The sequence below is a fragment of the Microcoleus harperi Pol14_C6 genome (genome assembly GCF_036701295.1).
Taxonomy (GTDB): Bacteria; Cyanobacteriota; Cyanobacteriia; order Cyanobacteriales; family Microcoleaceae; genus Microcoleus.
The window spans coordinates 1-15323 of record NZ_JAUBQN010000030.1 but is presented as its reverse complement, the minus strand read 5'-3'; the positions used below and the strand labels follow the sequence as shown (position 1 = coordinate 15323).

The window sequence follows — 15323 nt, the reverse complement described above, 5'->3', positions numbered from 1 at the left end:
TTGTGCGGGATATTGTATTGATTGAAGTGAAGTAGATTGTACCTAGAGATTTTTGGAGACAAATTGCCATGCGAATTTCACACCACCATAAATTTATTTACATATCTAAGCCTAAGTCTGCTAGTGAGAGTATCCGCCAAGCCCTAGACGCTCACAGTGATATCTTCAGTGACGAAGATTTTTACTCCCCTTACTATCATCATACAACCTTGAGACAATTAAAAAAACATTTCAATGATATGGGGTGGGATTTTAACAGCTATTTCAAATTTACCAGCTTGAGAAATCCTTGGGACATGGCGGTTTCACTGTATTTTTATAATAAGGTAGATATTAATGGCCTCGCGTTTTGGCACAATTCACCCGACTATAAACCTCAACAACTTATGTCATTTAAAGAATGGGTGTTAAAGGAAAATATGGCTTGGTTCCATACACTACAAAACTTTATTTTAGACGAAAATGGTAATAATATGGTGGATTATGTAGTCCGCGTTGAAAATCTTAATTGTGATTTAGATTTAGTAGCTTCTCAGTTAGGAATTAAACTGAATTGCCCTCACCTAAATAAAACTTCTCACAAGAAATACTCAGAGTATTACGATGAACAAACAAAAGAGATGATTGCCAAAGTCTTTAAGTTTGATATAGAGTACGGCGGCTATGAATTCTAGATTGTCTCGTTGGAGATGAAGCTATACGCCAGAAATTGTCCAGGATTTTTCCAGTCTTCTAATTACAAGCTCGAAGAATAAGTAGATAGGCGCTGTAAAACGCAACTATGTAAACTATTGTAAAGTATCCTTAGCCCTCTAGTGGCTGACTTAGCCCTGTTTACATACTTTGACATGGTTCAGTTTAATCCCGCCTACCTACTTATCTGGACATAAGATTTAACTGTAAATATTGCTGAAAACTTAAGTGTACGCAACCAAAATTAGGAGGCTACGATACCTATGAACGATAAAACATCAAAAAAGACGTGTTTAATTTATAGTAATTGTCAATTTTATCTACTTGATGCTCACTTGAAGCTATCAGAAGATTTTTCCCAAGAATATGACATATCACCCCCTTTACTCAATTTTAATGCCATCAAGAACAAAATTAGTATTTCTGAGGAAATTATTGAAAAAACTTCACTATTTATCTATCAACCACTAGACAAAAGTTATGGCAATCAGAGTACCGATTACATATTGAATAAATTGCCATCGGATTGCATTAAAATTGCTTTTCCTTACATATACTTTAAGGGTTATTGGCCACAATTCTGCGAGAATCCAGTTAATAAACCGGATCAAAACTATCCCTATGGTAAATTTCCTTATGGTGATTATAATGTGATTAACACGATTAGCAATGACTCTATACAAAAAAATAAAATCATGCAAGAACTAAACAGAATCGACTTCTATGATGAAAAAAAATTGTTGGATAATATAGACCAGACAATAGAGAAGTTGAAGGAGCGTGAATTATTAACTGATATCAAAGTGTCGGAATTTATCACAAAAAATTATCAAAATTATTACTTATTTCATACTCCCAATCATCCATCTAACATGATCGCTACTTATGTAACTAATCAAATTTTAGAAATTCTCGGTATTGCACCACTATCAAAAGCACATCAGAGTGAGATATCAGGTAATTATCAACTGCCTATCTATCCTAGCGTAATCACAGCATTAAATCTAAAATTTATGACATTTGATAGTCTATATAAGTTGCATTTTTCTAAGGAAAAGCTTACTTTTAATGAGTATTTATCAGAGTATATGAAGCAATATACTTGATACAGTTACTGTAAGATTTTTTCCAAGTTCAAGAGCAATAAGTAGCTCCACCTAATTAAACCGAAAACGCAAGGACAGCATACGCTCCTCGTTCGGGGCTGGCATCGAGACCAGGGACGATCGCGATCCATCATACTCTGAAGTCAAAAACCAGACTGACCAGCTCATGTAGCATTAGATGCGACCACTTGCTGCCAAAGGCGTTTGGAACCGCATTCGGTGGTTTTGCTCGACTTTGGCAACCCACTTTGTTGCCAGGAGTTTGCGACCGTGAATTACCTCCTGCGTACTTTAGTTCTGTTGAGTCTTGATACTAGGCAATCCAGGACACACTCCAACCGTGAAGCGAGTCCTACAAAAGGGAACAACAGCCTTAATCAACCCCGCGATGAATCGCGAGGTTTCTCGATAGACCAAGGAAGGCTGCCTTCCACTTACAGTAAATTTCTATAAATTGCTGACTCAGCAAAGGACTGAAAAAAATATTCTGATGTTAATTTTTCCTTGATAGGATGAGACTTTAGGTAATTATGTGTTTCCTCAATTAACCCGATATTGTCAGCTTTCTTTGCAGCCTCTTCTAAGTCGTGGAAATAAAACGGGTAATCTTCTCCTAAATATTCCCTAACAGCAGGAAGAGGATTAACTAAAATCGGGGTGTTTCTGACTAAACACTCAATGATAATATTATTAGCACTTGTATCGTAAAATTCTACATACACAACGTTTTGGGAGAGGAAACGATCGTAATCAGTATTTGGTAAGTAACTAATTTGCTCGACATAACTTTCGTCTAGTTGCATATTTAATATCTTTTTCTCAGTAAAGAACATCTCTTCGATGTGAGGTTCACCTGATCGCAAAATAGCTTTTTTAAGTTTTTGGGTGGGCACATAATAGATGGAGTGTAACTTTCTCAACCACCAGCCAATTTGGACAAGCTTGCGATGAGGATTGGCTAGAAAAGCATCCATAGAAAATTTAATATCTGGAGTTTCTGTGGGATGCCACAAACAGGATATCGGCACATCAAGATGTTCTTCCAACCAAGCTTTATGATACTCGGACAAGCAAAAAATACCCCGGCAGTATTCTATACTTTCTTGCCACAACTTAGTAGAGAAAATCTTTTTAGGTGCCTGTTCTGATTGAAACCATCTTGGGACATAGGGTGGGACGTGAATAAATCCAATCCAGGGTTTTTTATAGGGTTTTGGGTTATTCGTACGATCGCCCAGGTCAGTTCCCCAAACAAACTTTTTCTCTACAAAACCATCGACCCCAATTCCCAGATCGTTGTGCAAAGGGCTTAAGCTGTGTAAAGCATAACCCCACCCTGACCTGTGATTCCCATAATTACATTTCAAGGCAGCACTCATATCGATCAGTTTGGGGTAAGATACCAAAGCCTGACTGCTCTGCGTACCATTTTCATCTGTCGTCTCTATCTTAATATAAACGAGATTATTTATAGCGAATTTTAGGTACTTATTAATAATTTTTTTTTCGCACTCTTCCTTGTTTTTGTAAGTTCTGTTGTGGGAATTAGGATCTTCTAAATACAGCCCTAAAGGTTCTTTTAGCAGTTTAAATTTGGCGCCATTGGCTGCACAGCGCAACCAAAATTCCCAATCAGCACTCGTACCGTATTCACACTCATCAAAATATCCATTTTTTTCATGTAAACTCTTCCGCCAAACAGGCATACAGTGAGGGAAATTATTAGATTCTACTCCACCTGTTTTGACCCCATTTTGGTCTAATTCTGACTGAAAAAACTCTTGGATGCCAGAATATTCATCTCCTCCATGAAAAAATTGTTTATGCCAGATATTATAAGCTGTATGACAGTCCCAGGTTTCATTAATTCCCTTAGTAACTAAAACAGGCGCAGCAACAACATCGCATTCGGGATGTTGTTCTAGCCATTCAAGATGTTTTTCAATATGTTGAGGAGCGTGGCGATCGTCTAAATTAGCATTGGTGATATATTTACCGCGAGCCATCCCGATCGCCATATTCCAAGTTTCATACAGCCCCGGATCGTACTCTAACTTTTTGTAAACAATGTTGGGATACTCTTTCAAGTATGTTATAATAATTGGTTCCTCGTTGCCAGGAGAATTTGGATTAATTAAAATTAGTTCACATTGAGGGAATACCGTTTGATTTACAATATCTTTAAGGAACTCTTCAATATATTTGTCACCTTTAAACACGGAAGTAATAATTGAAATTTTGGGAACTTCTGTGCAGGACAATTTTTGGAGAGATTCTAAATATCTTCCCAAATCTTCAAAATTTTGCTCTGAGAGTTGAAAAATTGTAAAATTTTCTTGATAATCAGTCAAATCTTCATATGTTTTGTAAATTAAATTTTGAGCATTTTTAACGATGGAGTTACTTGTGACTTGCGTCAGGTGAGGATAAAAAGGTTTTTTGGGGAAAATGATTAAATTAATTAAACTTTGCCATTCACGTAATTGAGTCAGATTTTTTAAAGTATTTTTTTTGCCATAAAAATCAGCATAACTTATCAATTTTTCAATCCAATCACACAGTATTTCAGTAGGATACAAGGAAGTATGTGCTAAAGATATTTGCAAATAATTAGCCATTTCCTTGAAATGACCTCTCTGATAGCAAAGTCCTGACATCCATACCAAATCTTCGTAACGAAATTGACTGGATAATGCGACTATTTTACTGGGTACATCTTGACGCATGGAAAACTTTTTGTATAAGCTGTTTAAGGCTTTTTCAACTTGATCGATATTGATATATTCTGAAATTTCACCGTCCTGACAACATACTGTGATTTGGCGCAACCAAGCTGCTTGGCAGCCCATTAAAGCGAGATGTAAAATTAAATCTAGATGTTCTATAGGCTCAAATTGATCATCAAATTTACCCATCTCCTCCAGCCATTCTCGGCGAAACATTATGGTACTGAGGTTCACGGGTTTATGAAGCAGCCATGTTTCTAAATTGAGTTCAGGAAATTGCTTCCATAATTCTATGTGTGAGAGGATATTACCTTGAGCATCCACCATCTGGAAACCGCTCCTGACCATACCTAATGACGGTTGCTCTTCAAAACAAGCAACCACATCTGCCAATGTCGTTGGCTGGAGAAAGTCATATGGATTTAAAAAAATGACAAAATCACCATTAGCGATTTGCACCCCGTACTCGCGCATCCATGACAGATTTTTGTTGTGTCTGTAAATATAATTGATACGTTCTGTAGCTATGTATGGATGTAAAAGCTCGCGACTGTTCTCTGTCGCTCCAGCATCAATTACAAGCACTTCATAGCCTGCGTAGGTCTGGCTTAGGACACTTTCTACAGCTTCAGCAAGAAAGCGATCGCCTTGATACACAGGAATAATTACGCTAACTATCGGTGTTTGGGTGTGTGTTGGCATAGGTGTTGGGATAATGGCGCTCCACCTGTGTGTTCCGGTGGCAGCGCACATGAAATTGCTAAGGATTAACTGTAAAGCTCATAACTTAATACCAAACTTGGGAATGTCGCACCGGAAATAAGCTGTTAATTTTTATATTAAGAAGTGCGATCGCGCCTCTTTCTCCTCTCCACAACAACTCCAAACCCGCATCCTTGCCCAATTTAACCCGGATCGGACAGTTAACCCCCGAAAGAATAACTATAAAGAACCGAGCCCCAGTTCCCCAGCCACAAATACACGATTTTATCGACAGTTAACTGGCACAGAACACATTACCTTTTAAGGGAGGAATTATATATGCAACAGGATGGCATTACCGTATGGTTCACTGGTTTAAGCGGATCTGGCAAAAGTATGATCGCTACTGAACTAGCCAAAATTTTACGGCGGCAGGGATACAAAGTAGAAGTTTTAGATGGCGATATCGTCCGCAAAAGTCTCACCAGAGATTTAGGTTACAGCAGAGCCGATCGCGATGAAAATATCCGCCGCATTGGCTTTGTCGCCGATCTTTTGACCAGGAACGGTGTAATTGTTTTGGTTTCAGTCATCTCACCCTACCGCGATGTCAGAGAGGAAGTCGGACACCAAATTGGTAACTTTATTGAAGTTTACGTGAAAGCTCCCCTCGAAGTTTGCGAACAGCGAGATGTGAAGGGACTGTACAAGAGAGCTCGTGCCGGTGAAATTCGAGGTTTTACTGGGATTGACGATCCTTACGAACCACCCTTGCACCCGCCAGTAGAATGCCTCACGGATCGGGAAACCGTAACAGAGAGTGTAGCTAAAGTGATGGATAAATTAGAAGTGTTTTGGGCCAGCACTGCCCTATCTTCTGCTCAACTTTAAACGTTCATCTGTTGATTTTTTGGCTTTTGGGTTGAAGTTAGATTATCTATCTGTTGGGGTGAGCGATCGCCCCAAAATCCGCAGGATTGACAGCAACTTAAATAAAAATACTCAGTCAGCCACCATCAAAAAAACAGTATGCCATCTCAAAAACCTTTTGTACCCCCTCCCGAACCCTTAAATAAATCTACAGACCCCTACAAATTTCAAGGAATATCATACAACCATCTTGAAATAGAAATTAATTTGAAATCCTTAAAAACAATAGTTATTGCTATTCTTTTGGGGGTTCCTTATCTGGGATTAATTCACATCTTGTTCTCGTCAGGATCGCAAATAATAGTTGCTATGATGATAGCAGTGGCTATCTTCATCGGGGGCGGTATCGGACTTTTATACTACTTAAACACAGAAGAGCCAGTCAAACCGCCTTCCCATCAAAACAAGCGTCGCTAATACCAAGCGATCGCCCCCCAACTCTGTACTTCAGATTTTGCGTATCCTCAAGGGATCGCCCTGTTGAAAAATTTGATCCGACTGTCCGGATTGCGCTCAAATTCTCAGGAAGGTTAATTGGTAGATGCACCCTGATTAATTAACTCCCGACCAATTTTGGTTCGGGTTTTTTTTTTGCGATCGCACGCCCTCGCCACAAATGCTCGCAAATTCTGCCAAAGTGTCCTGAAAGAGGTGCCCTTAGGCGGGAGATTAAATTAGTAGATGCACCCTGATTAATTAACTCCCGACCAATTTTGGCCGGTTTTTTTTTGCGATCGGACCCCAAACCGCCAATTCTCCAAAATTTTCGCAAACTGTCCGGAACAGGTACACCTCGAACCGGAGACTAAATTAGTAGATGCACCCTGATTAAATAACTCCCGACCAATTTTGGCCGGGTTTTTTTTTGCGATCGCACGCCCTCGCCACAAATTCTCCCAAATTCTGCCAAAGTGTCCTGAAAGAGGTGCTGTGAGACGGGAGACTAAATTAGTAGATGCACCCTGATTAAATAACTCCCGACCAATTTTGGTTTGGGTTTTTTTTTGCTGTATCGACGGTGATGCTGAAAAAGTTTGAGGTTGTCCGGATGGCACTCGAATTCTCAGGAAGCTTAATTGGTAGATGCACCCTGATTAATTAACTCCCGACCAATTTTGGTTTGGGTTTTTTTTTTTGCTGTATCGACGGTGATGCTGAAAAAGTTTGAGGTTGTCCGGATGGCACTCGAATTCTCAGGAAGCTTAATTGGTAGATGCACCCTGATTAATTAACTCCCGACCAATTTTGGTTTGGGGTTTTTTTTTTCGATCGCACCCTAAAGCAAGAATTTTAGCAAATTTTCCCAAACTGTCCGGAACAGGTGCACCTCGAACCGGAGACTAAATTAGTAGATGCACCCTGATTAATTAACTCCCGACCAATTTTGGCCGGGTTTTTTTTGCCGATCGCAAGCTGAGCCACAAATTTCCGCAAAGTCTACCAAAGTGTCCTGACAGAGGTGGTGTAAAGCCGGAGACTAAATTAGTAGATGCACCCTGATTAATTAACTCCCGACCAATTTTGGCCGGTTTTTTTTTGCCGATCGCAAGCTGAGCCACAAATTTCCGCAAAGTCTACCAAAGTGTCCTGACAGAGGTGGTGTAAAGCCGGAGACTAAATTAGTAGATGCACCCTGATTAATTAACTCCCGACCAATTTTGGTTTGGGGTTTTTTTTTGCCGATCTTACGCCCTCGCCGCCAATTTTCGCACATTCTGCCAAAGTATCCTGACAGAGGTGGTGTGAGGCGGGAGATTAAATTAGTAGATGCACCCTGATTAATAAACCCCAGCCAATTTTGGCCGGGGTTTTTTTTAGCTCAAAAGCTGCCTTAACCAATTAGGCTAATTCGCCTCAAAAGACTGCACCTCAAGAACCGGGCCGATCATAGCAAAAGTCATCACATCCTTACGCACTTCACCTTTAACACTGACTTTCAAGCCAGCTTTTTTCAAATCAGAAGGAGCATCCTTAAGTTCGTAAGTTTCCCCATCTTCGCCGACCAAAGCCCAAGTACCGGGACCCAATCCTTTGCGTTCAATTACACCTTTGACAGTAATACTCATGCCGATCGTACCTCTGTTTTAATTGCTAAACGTGCCAATCCAAAACACAGTAAAGCATTGACAATCAAGAATGTTTGTGCTATAAAACCAGTTCCCAATCCCCAGACTGCGGGAGAGACAAAAGCATTGACCGCTAAACTGCTGGCAAAACCGATCGAAATTGCGATCGCGATCCACTTCCACTGTTGATGTCCCAACAGCAAAGCAATCAAAATCCCAGGAATCAAAACGCTAGCAAAAAAGGGATTCAGCATACTGCTGCCATTAATTGCGCCGCCGAGTTCGGGAATAGAACTGCCCATCACCCGCAGCGGCCACTGCGGCAAGTCAAATACAAACAAGTTCCGCAGGAAAAAGAACCCAGAACTACCAGCAATTAAACCGCCGGAAAAGCCCCAAGTCCAGGCGAAGGGGAAATAATTCCGCAAAAAGAAAGCCAGCAGGTAAGAACCGAGCACCATTGCAATTTTAGGCAACAGGGCGACTGCACCGCCGTCAATCCAAAAGCGGGGGTTGAGATACCCGTTATCGCGCAGCCAGCGGAAGAAATCGCGGAAGTTGATTTGTCCGCGCTGGGCTAGCTGAACTGCTGCGGCTGCGTCTAGGTGTCCTGAACCAAAATGGTTTAACGGATCTTCAGTGACAGTTCGCGAGGACTGCAAGAGTACGCTGCGAATTTCGTCGGGTTCTGTGATGCCGGAAGCCTTGACAAGGGCTGCAACGGCGGCAACGTGGGGAGAAGCCATGCTAGTGCCTTGGTAGCCTTCAAAGACTTCGGCGCCGGTTTCCGGGTCGATCGTACTTTGCAGGATCTTGCCCATTTCTGAACCGCCGGGGGCTGCAATATCAACCCCTGCGCCGAAATTCGAGTAAGAGGCTTTTTCGTCGTCGGGGCCGAGGGCGGAAACGCCGATGACGTGGGGATAGCGGGCGGGATAGGAAGCGGAACTGTCGCCGGAGTTGCCGGCGGCTGCGATGATGACAACGCCTTTAGAGTGGGCGTAGTCGATCGCCTCTTCCATTAACTGACTTTCACCGCCGCCGCCGAGACTCATGTTAATCACGTCGGCGCCGTTGTCAGCAGCAAATTTAATCGCTTCGGCGATGTCGGAAACCGTGCCGCCACCGCTGCCGCCTAACACTTTTAGCGGCATTAAAGCTGCTTCGTAGGCGATGCCTGCGACGCCGTAATTGTTGTTAGTTGATTGGGCGACTGTACCTGCGACGTGAGTGCCGTGGCCGTTGTCATCGTAGGCCTCGGCGCGATCGTTTACAAAGTCATAGCCCGGTACAAATTTGGTTTCTTTTAAGTCAGCGACTGGAGTAATACCCGTGTCAATTATCGCTACTGTTGTGCCGCTGCCTTTGGTTTCGTTCCAGGCAGATTCTACGTTGATGCTGCGGAGATTCCACTGCTTGGTATACATGGGATCGTTGGGAATCTCAAAAGCGCTGTAGACAAAGTTCGGTTCAATGTATTCGGTATCCTTAGCCAAATTTGATTTTCTCAGGGCGTTTAGCAAAGTGCGATCGCCCTTAACTACATATACATTGTCGGCCGCTGAGAATTCGCTGTTGAGTTGCGGTGCGACTTGGTACTGTTGGGCGATCGCATTTACTTCTTTCGCAATCTCAGCAGCACCCAAATCTTCGCGGAAATCCAGCACAATCGAGTCGTAAGTGCCTTGAGTAGCAAGTCCTGGGAAATTAGAAATCGCCCAGCCGAGCCCGATTAAAAATAAGCACAGAAGGAAAAACTTTTTCATTGCCGATCGTCCGTTTAGGGAAGGCGTGTTCACCACAATAACCCAATTTTCACCGCCAGCGCCAGTTTTCCTTGCTGCGACTTGTGGATATCTCCCACGCGAGCGTTTGGTAGTTTTTGGCAGTGGCTGTTGCTAGAACCAAAATTGCTCTAATTTATAGTTTAAATTGCAGAGCAAGTTTGAGGAGTTCAATTAATTGTATCATTAGAGAAGATGACACACAGAACAAGCGAGTATTTTCAACAAGGGTATCGCATGGAAAGAGGTTTAATGTGGCTGCCGCTGCTGGCAATTTTTATTTCTCTGGCTTGGGCTGGATGGAACGAGTATCAAAAGCTAGAAGCGTATCGCGTCTGGGCCGAGCAATTTGCTAAAGCCAAGTACGATATTTATGCTGTACTCGGTCAAAAAGAAGACTGTTTAACTTGGGGAAAACCTACTCGCAGCGGACCTGTGAATTTGCAAACTTTTTCTTTAAAAGACGTTGAGTCGCTGCGGTTGTTAATCAACTCTCAGGCAGTTGATTTAGAGTCACCTCCAAATTCGGGAAGTCCAATCGCCCTCGAATTTTTGTTGAAAGATGCTCCTGCGGTGCAAGTTCCTTTTACAGAAATTACTCTAGCGACTAAATGGGGAAAACACTTGCAGCAAGAATTGCAGCGCTTTAGGTAAAAACACTCTCCGGCGGGGCAGGGTATAGGGAGCATCTCAATGAAAGCAACCAATCTATAAATTGGAGTCTTGAGGCAGGAGACAGGAGTTTTGAGGCAGGAGGAAAGACTCAGAAGGAAGGAGCCAAAAGAAGTGTTTTTACAAATATGAGATCCTCCCAGCGTATAAGATGTTAACTCTGCTGCTTTAAGTTACAAAAGTCTGTAAAACTGGTAGTAGAAATAGAACTTAGGCAGCAAATCCTTTGAACTGCTATCTATAGGGGTAAAGTACCCACGGATCACCCGGAGGACATGAGTTCTTGCAGTAAGTAGTAGGAGTAGTGTCCCCGTGCCTAGCCCGATCGTTTTCCGTACACACCTTAGAGTTAAAGTTATTGACCAGCGCGTCCTAAAACAGCTAAATTGCCAGCCCCCCAATCAGCGGAATGCAAACACAAGAATTTTTACAGCGCTATCAACAGGGAGAGCGCAACTTTGGTCACATTGACCTCAGCGGCGCTAGTTTAAGCGGTGTTAACCTGCGAGAAATAGACCTCACTGGTGCTAACTTGACCGGTGCTAATTTGAGCTGGTCTTTTTTGAGCAATGCCAAGTTGACAGGGGCTTGTTTGCGCCGTGCAGATCTCCGCAGTGCGGGGCTGGCTGGGGCGAATCTGAGCGGGGCAAATTTGAGCGGGGCAAATCTTGCTAAAGCGGATTTGCGCCTTGCTTGTTTGGCAGCAGCAGAACTCAATTGGGCCGCGTTCCCGGAAGCGGATTTGGGCGGTGCTAATCTTCAAGGAGTTAAATCTGACCAGATTAATTTTGCTGGGGCTAAACTCGACGGCGCGAAGTTGATGGCGGCGGAATTGATGGAGGCGAATTTCAACCGCGCCAGTCTTGTTGGTGCTAATTTAACGGGTGCTAATTTGCGGGAAGCGCATTTAGTGGAAGCGAATTTGCGATCGGCAATTTTAATCGGTGTAAATTTGATTGAATCTGACTTGAATGGCGCTCAAATGCGATCGGCAAATCTGACGGGCGCTGACTTGCACCGAGCTGTGCTGGCAGGGGCGGATTTGACTGAGGCGGTGCTGGATAACGCTGATTTGAGTCGAGCTAATCTGGCTGGTTCTTATTTATTGAAAGCGAGTTTTAAGAAGGCGCTTTTGCTGCGAGCTAACCTGCAAGGAGTGTATTTGTTGCGGGCAGATTTGAGCGAAGCTAATTTGCGAAGTGCTGATTTGCGGAAAGCTGATTTGAGTGGCGCTTATTTGATGGATGCGATGTTGGGTGAGGCGGATTTAAGAGAAGCTTGTTTGATTGAGTGCCGTTTGATTCGGACGAATTTGGAGGGGGCGCAGCTTACGGGTTGCTGCATTCAAAATTGGCAAGTTCAAGATGTCGATCTGTCGAGAGTTGACTGCAATTATGTTTTTACTCAGTTTGATTATACTGCGAAAGTGGCAGCAACTCGCTTTCCGGTCGATCGCGATTTTGAGTCTGGGGAATTGGGGCGGCAGCATCAAGAGGACAGTTCTATTGTGAAGGTGTGTTTTGATGAACCTCCTAATTGGGAGGCTTTGGTTTTTACGCTGCGTCGAGTGGAGTTGGAGAGCCGCGAACTTAAGTTGAACGTTCAATTTTTTGAGTCGGCGGGAGAACAAAGTTTACTGCGGCTGAGTGCGAACCGTTTGGTGAACGGCAAGATTTTGGGCGATCGCATTTTGGAGCTTTATCCAGATATGTTGGAAAAGGTTTTAGCCAAGGGCGCTGAAATTTTGAGTTTGCTCGACTTGGCTGTTCCTACTAACAGTGCAGAGGCGGGGGAGCCGAGCCACAAGGAGATGTTGCTCAGAAGACAGGAAATCTACCAGCGAATGGTGCGCCAAATTTCGTTTATTTTGATGTCTCAGACGCCGGATAAATTCTCCGAAAGCGTGCAGCGGCTGTTGGATTATTTGAAGCAGCAAGGTATCCCAACAGAGCAGATTCAAAAGAAAGTCATCAGTCAGGCGATCGTGCAGCGGGCGAAGCAAGACCCGGCTTTTCGGGAACAGTTGCTCGCGTGGGAGAAAACGGCGTCTGAGCGCGTTCGTTGTTCGATGATGGGGGAAGCGGTGCGGTATGCGATCGCTCTTTTGAGCGATTATTAACAGTTAATTGTTAACCCTTAAAGCCACAGAGTGGCTAATACCCGCAGTTGCTCTTCTGCGTCGGAAATTGCCAGCATTGTACAGTAAGCCAAGCAAGACCCGGTGTTTCGGGAACAGTTGCTCAGGCGGGAGAAAACGGCTAACGGCTTCGGATTGCGATCGATGTTCGGTAATGGGGAAAGCGGTGCGGTTTGGGATGCCCTTTTGTGGGAATGAATACACACAAAATCTTACCCCCATTAAAAATTCTCCAACCAGAGCTCGATTTAACGGTGCGGTTAATTAGAATATAGTTCAGTGTCTTCCTTCAAAAGCTTACACAACTCATCCAAATCTTTCTTACTGTGTTCAATCAGTTTTTCACCTCGGTTCTCTAGGTACTCAATATTACTGGGACTTGCGTTGTCGATTTGATCGTGACCATTATCGCTACTCAATTGAAGTTGAAAACGATAGTAGTTTCGGTTATTTTCTTTATCTCCTTTAGTCACCATTAGCTGATCGAGTTCATACGCAACCGATTCGCTTTGGCCATCTAGAACAACGTTAATTAAGGGAATAGCCCATTTTAGTTGACCCCAATTTTTTGCTTCTTTATACTTATATTTCTTAGTTAGTGAGCCCGTACCTAAAGAAACAACAAGGGTCTCAGTACGTTGTAGTTCTTCACCAGTCTTCTTCTTGTAAGAAATCATCGCCTCCATCATTGCAAGTGAGGAAGGATTATTTGCAATAATTCCGCCGTCTACCAAAGCGTAATATCCCTCATCGGTATGATGTCCCGTTTCGAGTTGGTAGGGTGGAAAGAATGTCGGTGCAGCAGACGTTGCCATTGCTGCTTCCCACATTTTGAATCCGGTACATACTTTCCGGCTCTCAAAACTCTTAATTTCCTCTGCGTCCCGATTGCTTGTAAAAAAAATTGGTGCTCTGAGTTCGATATCATAGCTCGGGATAAAAATTTCTCGTAATGCCTCTTCAACCTTAGCTTCACCTAAAAGATCCTTTAAAACTTGTTGCCTACCTTTTGGGTTGTGCTTGGGTTGTAACAAATCATCAAAATCCAGTGGAATATACTCATTAAAAATCTTTTGTCCATATTTTCGATAGAAATTTACAAGTTCGGCAGCGGTATACTCTGGCTCACGATTGATGCTAGAGTCTGAGTTCTTTCTAGTTAAACCAAGTGCTAAAATGCCTCCTGTTGAAGTGCCTGCAATAAAATCAAACATTGTTGCTATGCGTTTTCCTGTGCGCTCTTCAATGTAGTTGAGAAGGATCGCAGGAATAATACCCCGAATACCACCACCATCAATTGATAGAATTCTTCTCTTGAATTTAGTAGCCATCACGTTTACTCCTTTAGAGATTGCTTAAATTATCAAGTGAAATGAAACAAACTCATACAGCATCAAAATACCCACAACCAACGTCATCATATGGTTTTCGGTTGCATCGGAATAATAAAATCGAGTCAACAGTTAACAGTCAACAATTTATTTTTTAGAGCCGCCAGTCAACAGTCAACGGTCAACAATTATTTCGCTCTTGCAACCGGAATTTATATGAATCCAACCCGTAATTAGTGCGGTAACTTGCTGAGGGCGTGCCAAGTTCTGTAGCCGACAATTCCATCTTGCGGTAAAGCGTTGCTGAGTTGCAATTGTCGCACTGCTACATCTGTCATCGTCCCGAAGAATCCGTCAATGGAGCCGAAATAGTATCCATTAATTTTCAATACATTCTGAACAATTTTAACAGCATTGCCAGAACTGCCCTTCATAACTACTGGCATATTCACAGGTGCACCAGAGTATAGGGCTTCCCAAGTGATAGGGCCGACCATCCCATCTTCTTTTAAAAAGACGCGGTGTTGGTAGCCTTTGACCGCGTTTTGAACTTGGACGCCGAAAATACCGTCAATCGGCCCGAAATAATAAGCCCAATGATATAGAAGCTGTTGTAGTTCCTTGACAGCTTGACCTGTTGAACCCATTTGTAAAGTGGGTTTGTTTACTCCAGTGGTTTCAGCAAATGCCAGAGTTGATTGAGCAGTAGTATCGGCGACAAGAGCCATAGTTTCATTGTTCAAGCTTCTTTCTTCGGTATACATAATGTGGTTTCTCTCAAGATTTAAGTTTTAGTCTTTGATATTTCAGGTATAACTGGCGGGATTTGTGAATGCACAGTCACTTTTTGGAGTGTCACTCATTTGAGTGTCACTGGTTTGAGTTAGTCCCAGTGTTAACTGTTAATTTCTCTTCCGGCTGCGCCGGAATGATATTCTGAAAGAATCTTAAGAGTGCAACGAGGACAAGTTATGCCTAAACTTCTAAAGTTGGAGTCTCCTCAAACTTCAGAAAGAAGAGTTGTCTAAACTTTATCGTCAAGCATCGCCTCCTATTGAACGGGCGCACTACCAAATAATTTGACTATTGGCAACCGGACGAGTTATATCAGGTTCGGGTAATTACTTATAATATTAATTCGGGCGCTCGAACTTGAATTCGGGCGCTCGAACTTGA

12 protein-coding genes are annotated in these 15323 nt (G+C 42.9%); 6 read left to right on the top strand and 6 right to left on the bottom strand.

Annotated elements, in window-relative coordinates:
* Positions 1–68: 68 nt before the first annotated feature.
* Together QUA27_RS19260 and QUA27_RS19255 are read left to right on the top strand one after the other, a co-directional pair.
* Entirely contained in the window at positions 69–674 is a 606-nt protein-coding gene (locus QUA27_RS19260) for a sulfotransferase family 2 domain-containing protein (RefSeq protein ID WP_333069781.1), read from the top strand.
* 282 nt (positions 675–956) lie between these two features.
* Positions 957–1799 (top strand): WcbI family polysaccharide biosynthesis putative acetyltransferase, encoded by an 843-nt coding sequence (locus tag QUA27_RS19255; protein ID WP_333069779.1) that lies wholly within the window; start codon positions 957–959, stop codon positions 1797–1799.
* Positions 1800–2233: 434 nt separating this feature from the next.
* Here QUA27_RS19255 and QUA27_RS19250 read toward each other — a convergent pair whose 3' ends face one another.
* Entirely contained in the window at positions 2234–5227 is a 2994-nt protein-coding gene (locus QUA27_RS19250; protein WP_333069778.1) for a glycosyltransferase, read from the bottom strand.
* A 282-nt stretch (positions 5228–5509) separates the two neighbouring features.
* On the opposite strand from QUA27_RS19250, the gene cysC reads away from it, so the two are divergent.
* Positions 5510–6118, top strand: a complete 609-nt coding sequence (gene cysC / locus QUA27_RS19245; protein WP_333069857.1) for an adenylyl-sulfate kinase — start codon at positions 5510–5512, stop codon at positions 6116–6118.
* A 138-nt stretch (positions 6119–6256) separates the two neighbouring features.
* Complete coding sequence (locus QUA27_RS19240; protein WP_333069777.1) at positions 6257–6574, top strand: hypothetical protein; 318 nt, start codon at positions 6257–6259, stop codon at positions 6572–6574.
* Positions 6575–6849: 275 nt separating this feature from the next.
* Here the strand turns inward: QUA27_RS19240 and QUA27_RS19235 are convergent, their stop codons facing one another.
* The 3 genes from QUA27_RS19235 to QUA27_RS19225 all read right to left on the bottom strand — a co-directional run bounded on the left by QUA27_RS19235 (position 6850) and on the right by QUA27_RS19225 (position 9989).
* The gene (locus QUA27_RS19235; protein WP_333069775.1) at positions 6850–7212 is read right to left on the bottom strand and encodes a hypothetical protein; all 363 of its coding nucleotides are present in this window, start codon (positions 7210–7212) and stop codon (positions 6850–6852) included.
* A 789-nt stretch (positions 7213–8001) separates the two neighbouring features.
* The gene (locus QUA27_RS19230; protein WP_006634386.1) at positions 8002–8223 is read right to left on the bottom strand and encodes a hypothetical protein; all 222 of its coding nucleotides are present in this window, start codon (positions 8221–8223) and stop codon (positions 8002–8004) included.
* Complete coding sequence (locus QUA27_RS19225) at positions 8220–9989, bottom strand: S8 family peptidase (RefSeq protein WP_333069774.1); 1770 nt, start codon at positions 9987–9989, stop codon at positions 8220–8222. Before QUA27_RS19225 ends, QUA27_RS19230 begins: the two co-directional genes overlap by 4 nt.
* Before the next feature lie 255 nt (positions 9990–10244).
* On the opposite strand from QUA27_RS19225, the gene QUA27_RS19220 reads away from it, so the two are divergent.
* The gene (locus tag QUA27_RS19220) at positions 10245–10661 is read left to right on the top strand and encodes a hypothetical protein (RefSeq protein ID WP_333069856.1); all 417 of its coding nucleotides are present in this window, start codon (positions 10245–10247) and stop codon (positions 10659–10661) included.
* A gap of 427 nt (positions 10662–11088) precedes the next feature.
* A complete protein-coding gene (locus QUA27_RS19215; protein WP_333069772.1) occupies positions 11089–12798 on the top strand; it encodes a pentapeptide repeat-containing protein in 1710 nt (569 codons plus the stop codon).
* A 278-nt stretch (positions 12799–13076) separates the two neighbouring features.
* On the opposite strand, the gene QUA27_RS19210 is transcribed toward QUA27_RS19215, so the two are convergent.
* Both QUA27_RS19210 and QUA27_RS19205 read right to left on the bottom strand, forming a co-directional pair.
* Positions 13077–14147 carry a patatin-like phospholipase family protein gene (locus QUA27_RS19210; protein WP_333069770.1) on the bottom strand — a complete coding sequence of 357 codons (1071 nt, stop codon included), beginning with the start codon at positions 14145–14147 and terminating at the stop codon, positions 13077–13079.
* A gap of 233 nt (positions 14148–14380) precedes the next feature.
* Complete coding sequence (locus tag QUA27_RS19205) at positions 14381–14911, bottom strand: peptidoglycan-binding domain-containing protein (protein ID WP_333069768.1); 531 nt, start codon at positions 14909–14911, stop codon at positions 14381–14383.
* Positions 14912–15323 lie beyond the last annotated feature (412 nt).

Excerpts from the sequence above, each read along its gene's own strand:
- QUA27_RS19230 (WP_006634386.1), bottom strand. The coding sequence starts at position 8,223 with ATGAGTATTACTGTCAAAGGTGTAATTGAACGCAAAGGATTGGGTCCC.
- QUA27_RS19225 (WP_333069774.1), bottom strand. The coding sequence starts at position 9,989 with ATGAAAAAGTTTTTCCTTCTGTGCTTATTTTTAATCGGGCTCGGCTGG.
- QUA27_RS19240 (WP_333069777.1), top strand. The coding sequence starts at position 6,257 with ATGCCATCTCAAAAACCTTTTGTACCCCCTCCCGAACCCTTAAATAAA.
- QUA27_RS19255 (WP_333069779.1), top strand. The coding sequence starts at position 957 with ATGAACGATAAAACATCAAAAAAGACGTGTTTAATTTATAGTAATTGT.
- QUA27_RS19250 (WP_333069778.1), bottom strand. The coding sequence starts at position 5,227 with ATGCCAACACACACCCAAACACCGATAGTTAGCGTAATTATTCCTGTG.
- QUA27_RS19215 (WP_333069772.1), top strand. The coding sequence starts at position 11,089 with ATGCAAACACAAGAATTTTTACAGCGCTATCAACAGGGAGAGCGCAAC.
- QUA27_RS19260 (WP_333069781.1), top strand. The coding sequence starts at position 69 with ATGCGAATTTCACACCACCATAAATTTATTTACATATCTAAGCCTAAG.
- QUA27_RS19205 (WP_333069768.1), bottom strand. The coding sequence starts at position 14,911 with ATGTATACCGAAGAAAGAAGCTTGAACAATGAAACTATGGCTCTTGTC.
- QUA27_RS19220 (WP_333069856.1), top strand. The coding sequence starts at position 10,245 with ATGGAAAGAGGTTTAATGTGGCTGCCGCTGCTGGCAATTTTTATTTCT.
- QUA27_RS19210 (WP_333069770.1), bottom strand. The coding sequence starts at position 14,147 with ATGGCTACTAAATTCAAGAGAAGAATTCTATCAATTGATGGTGGTGGT.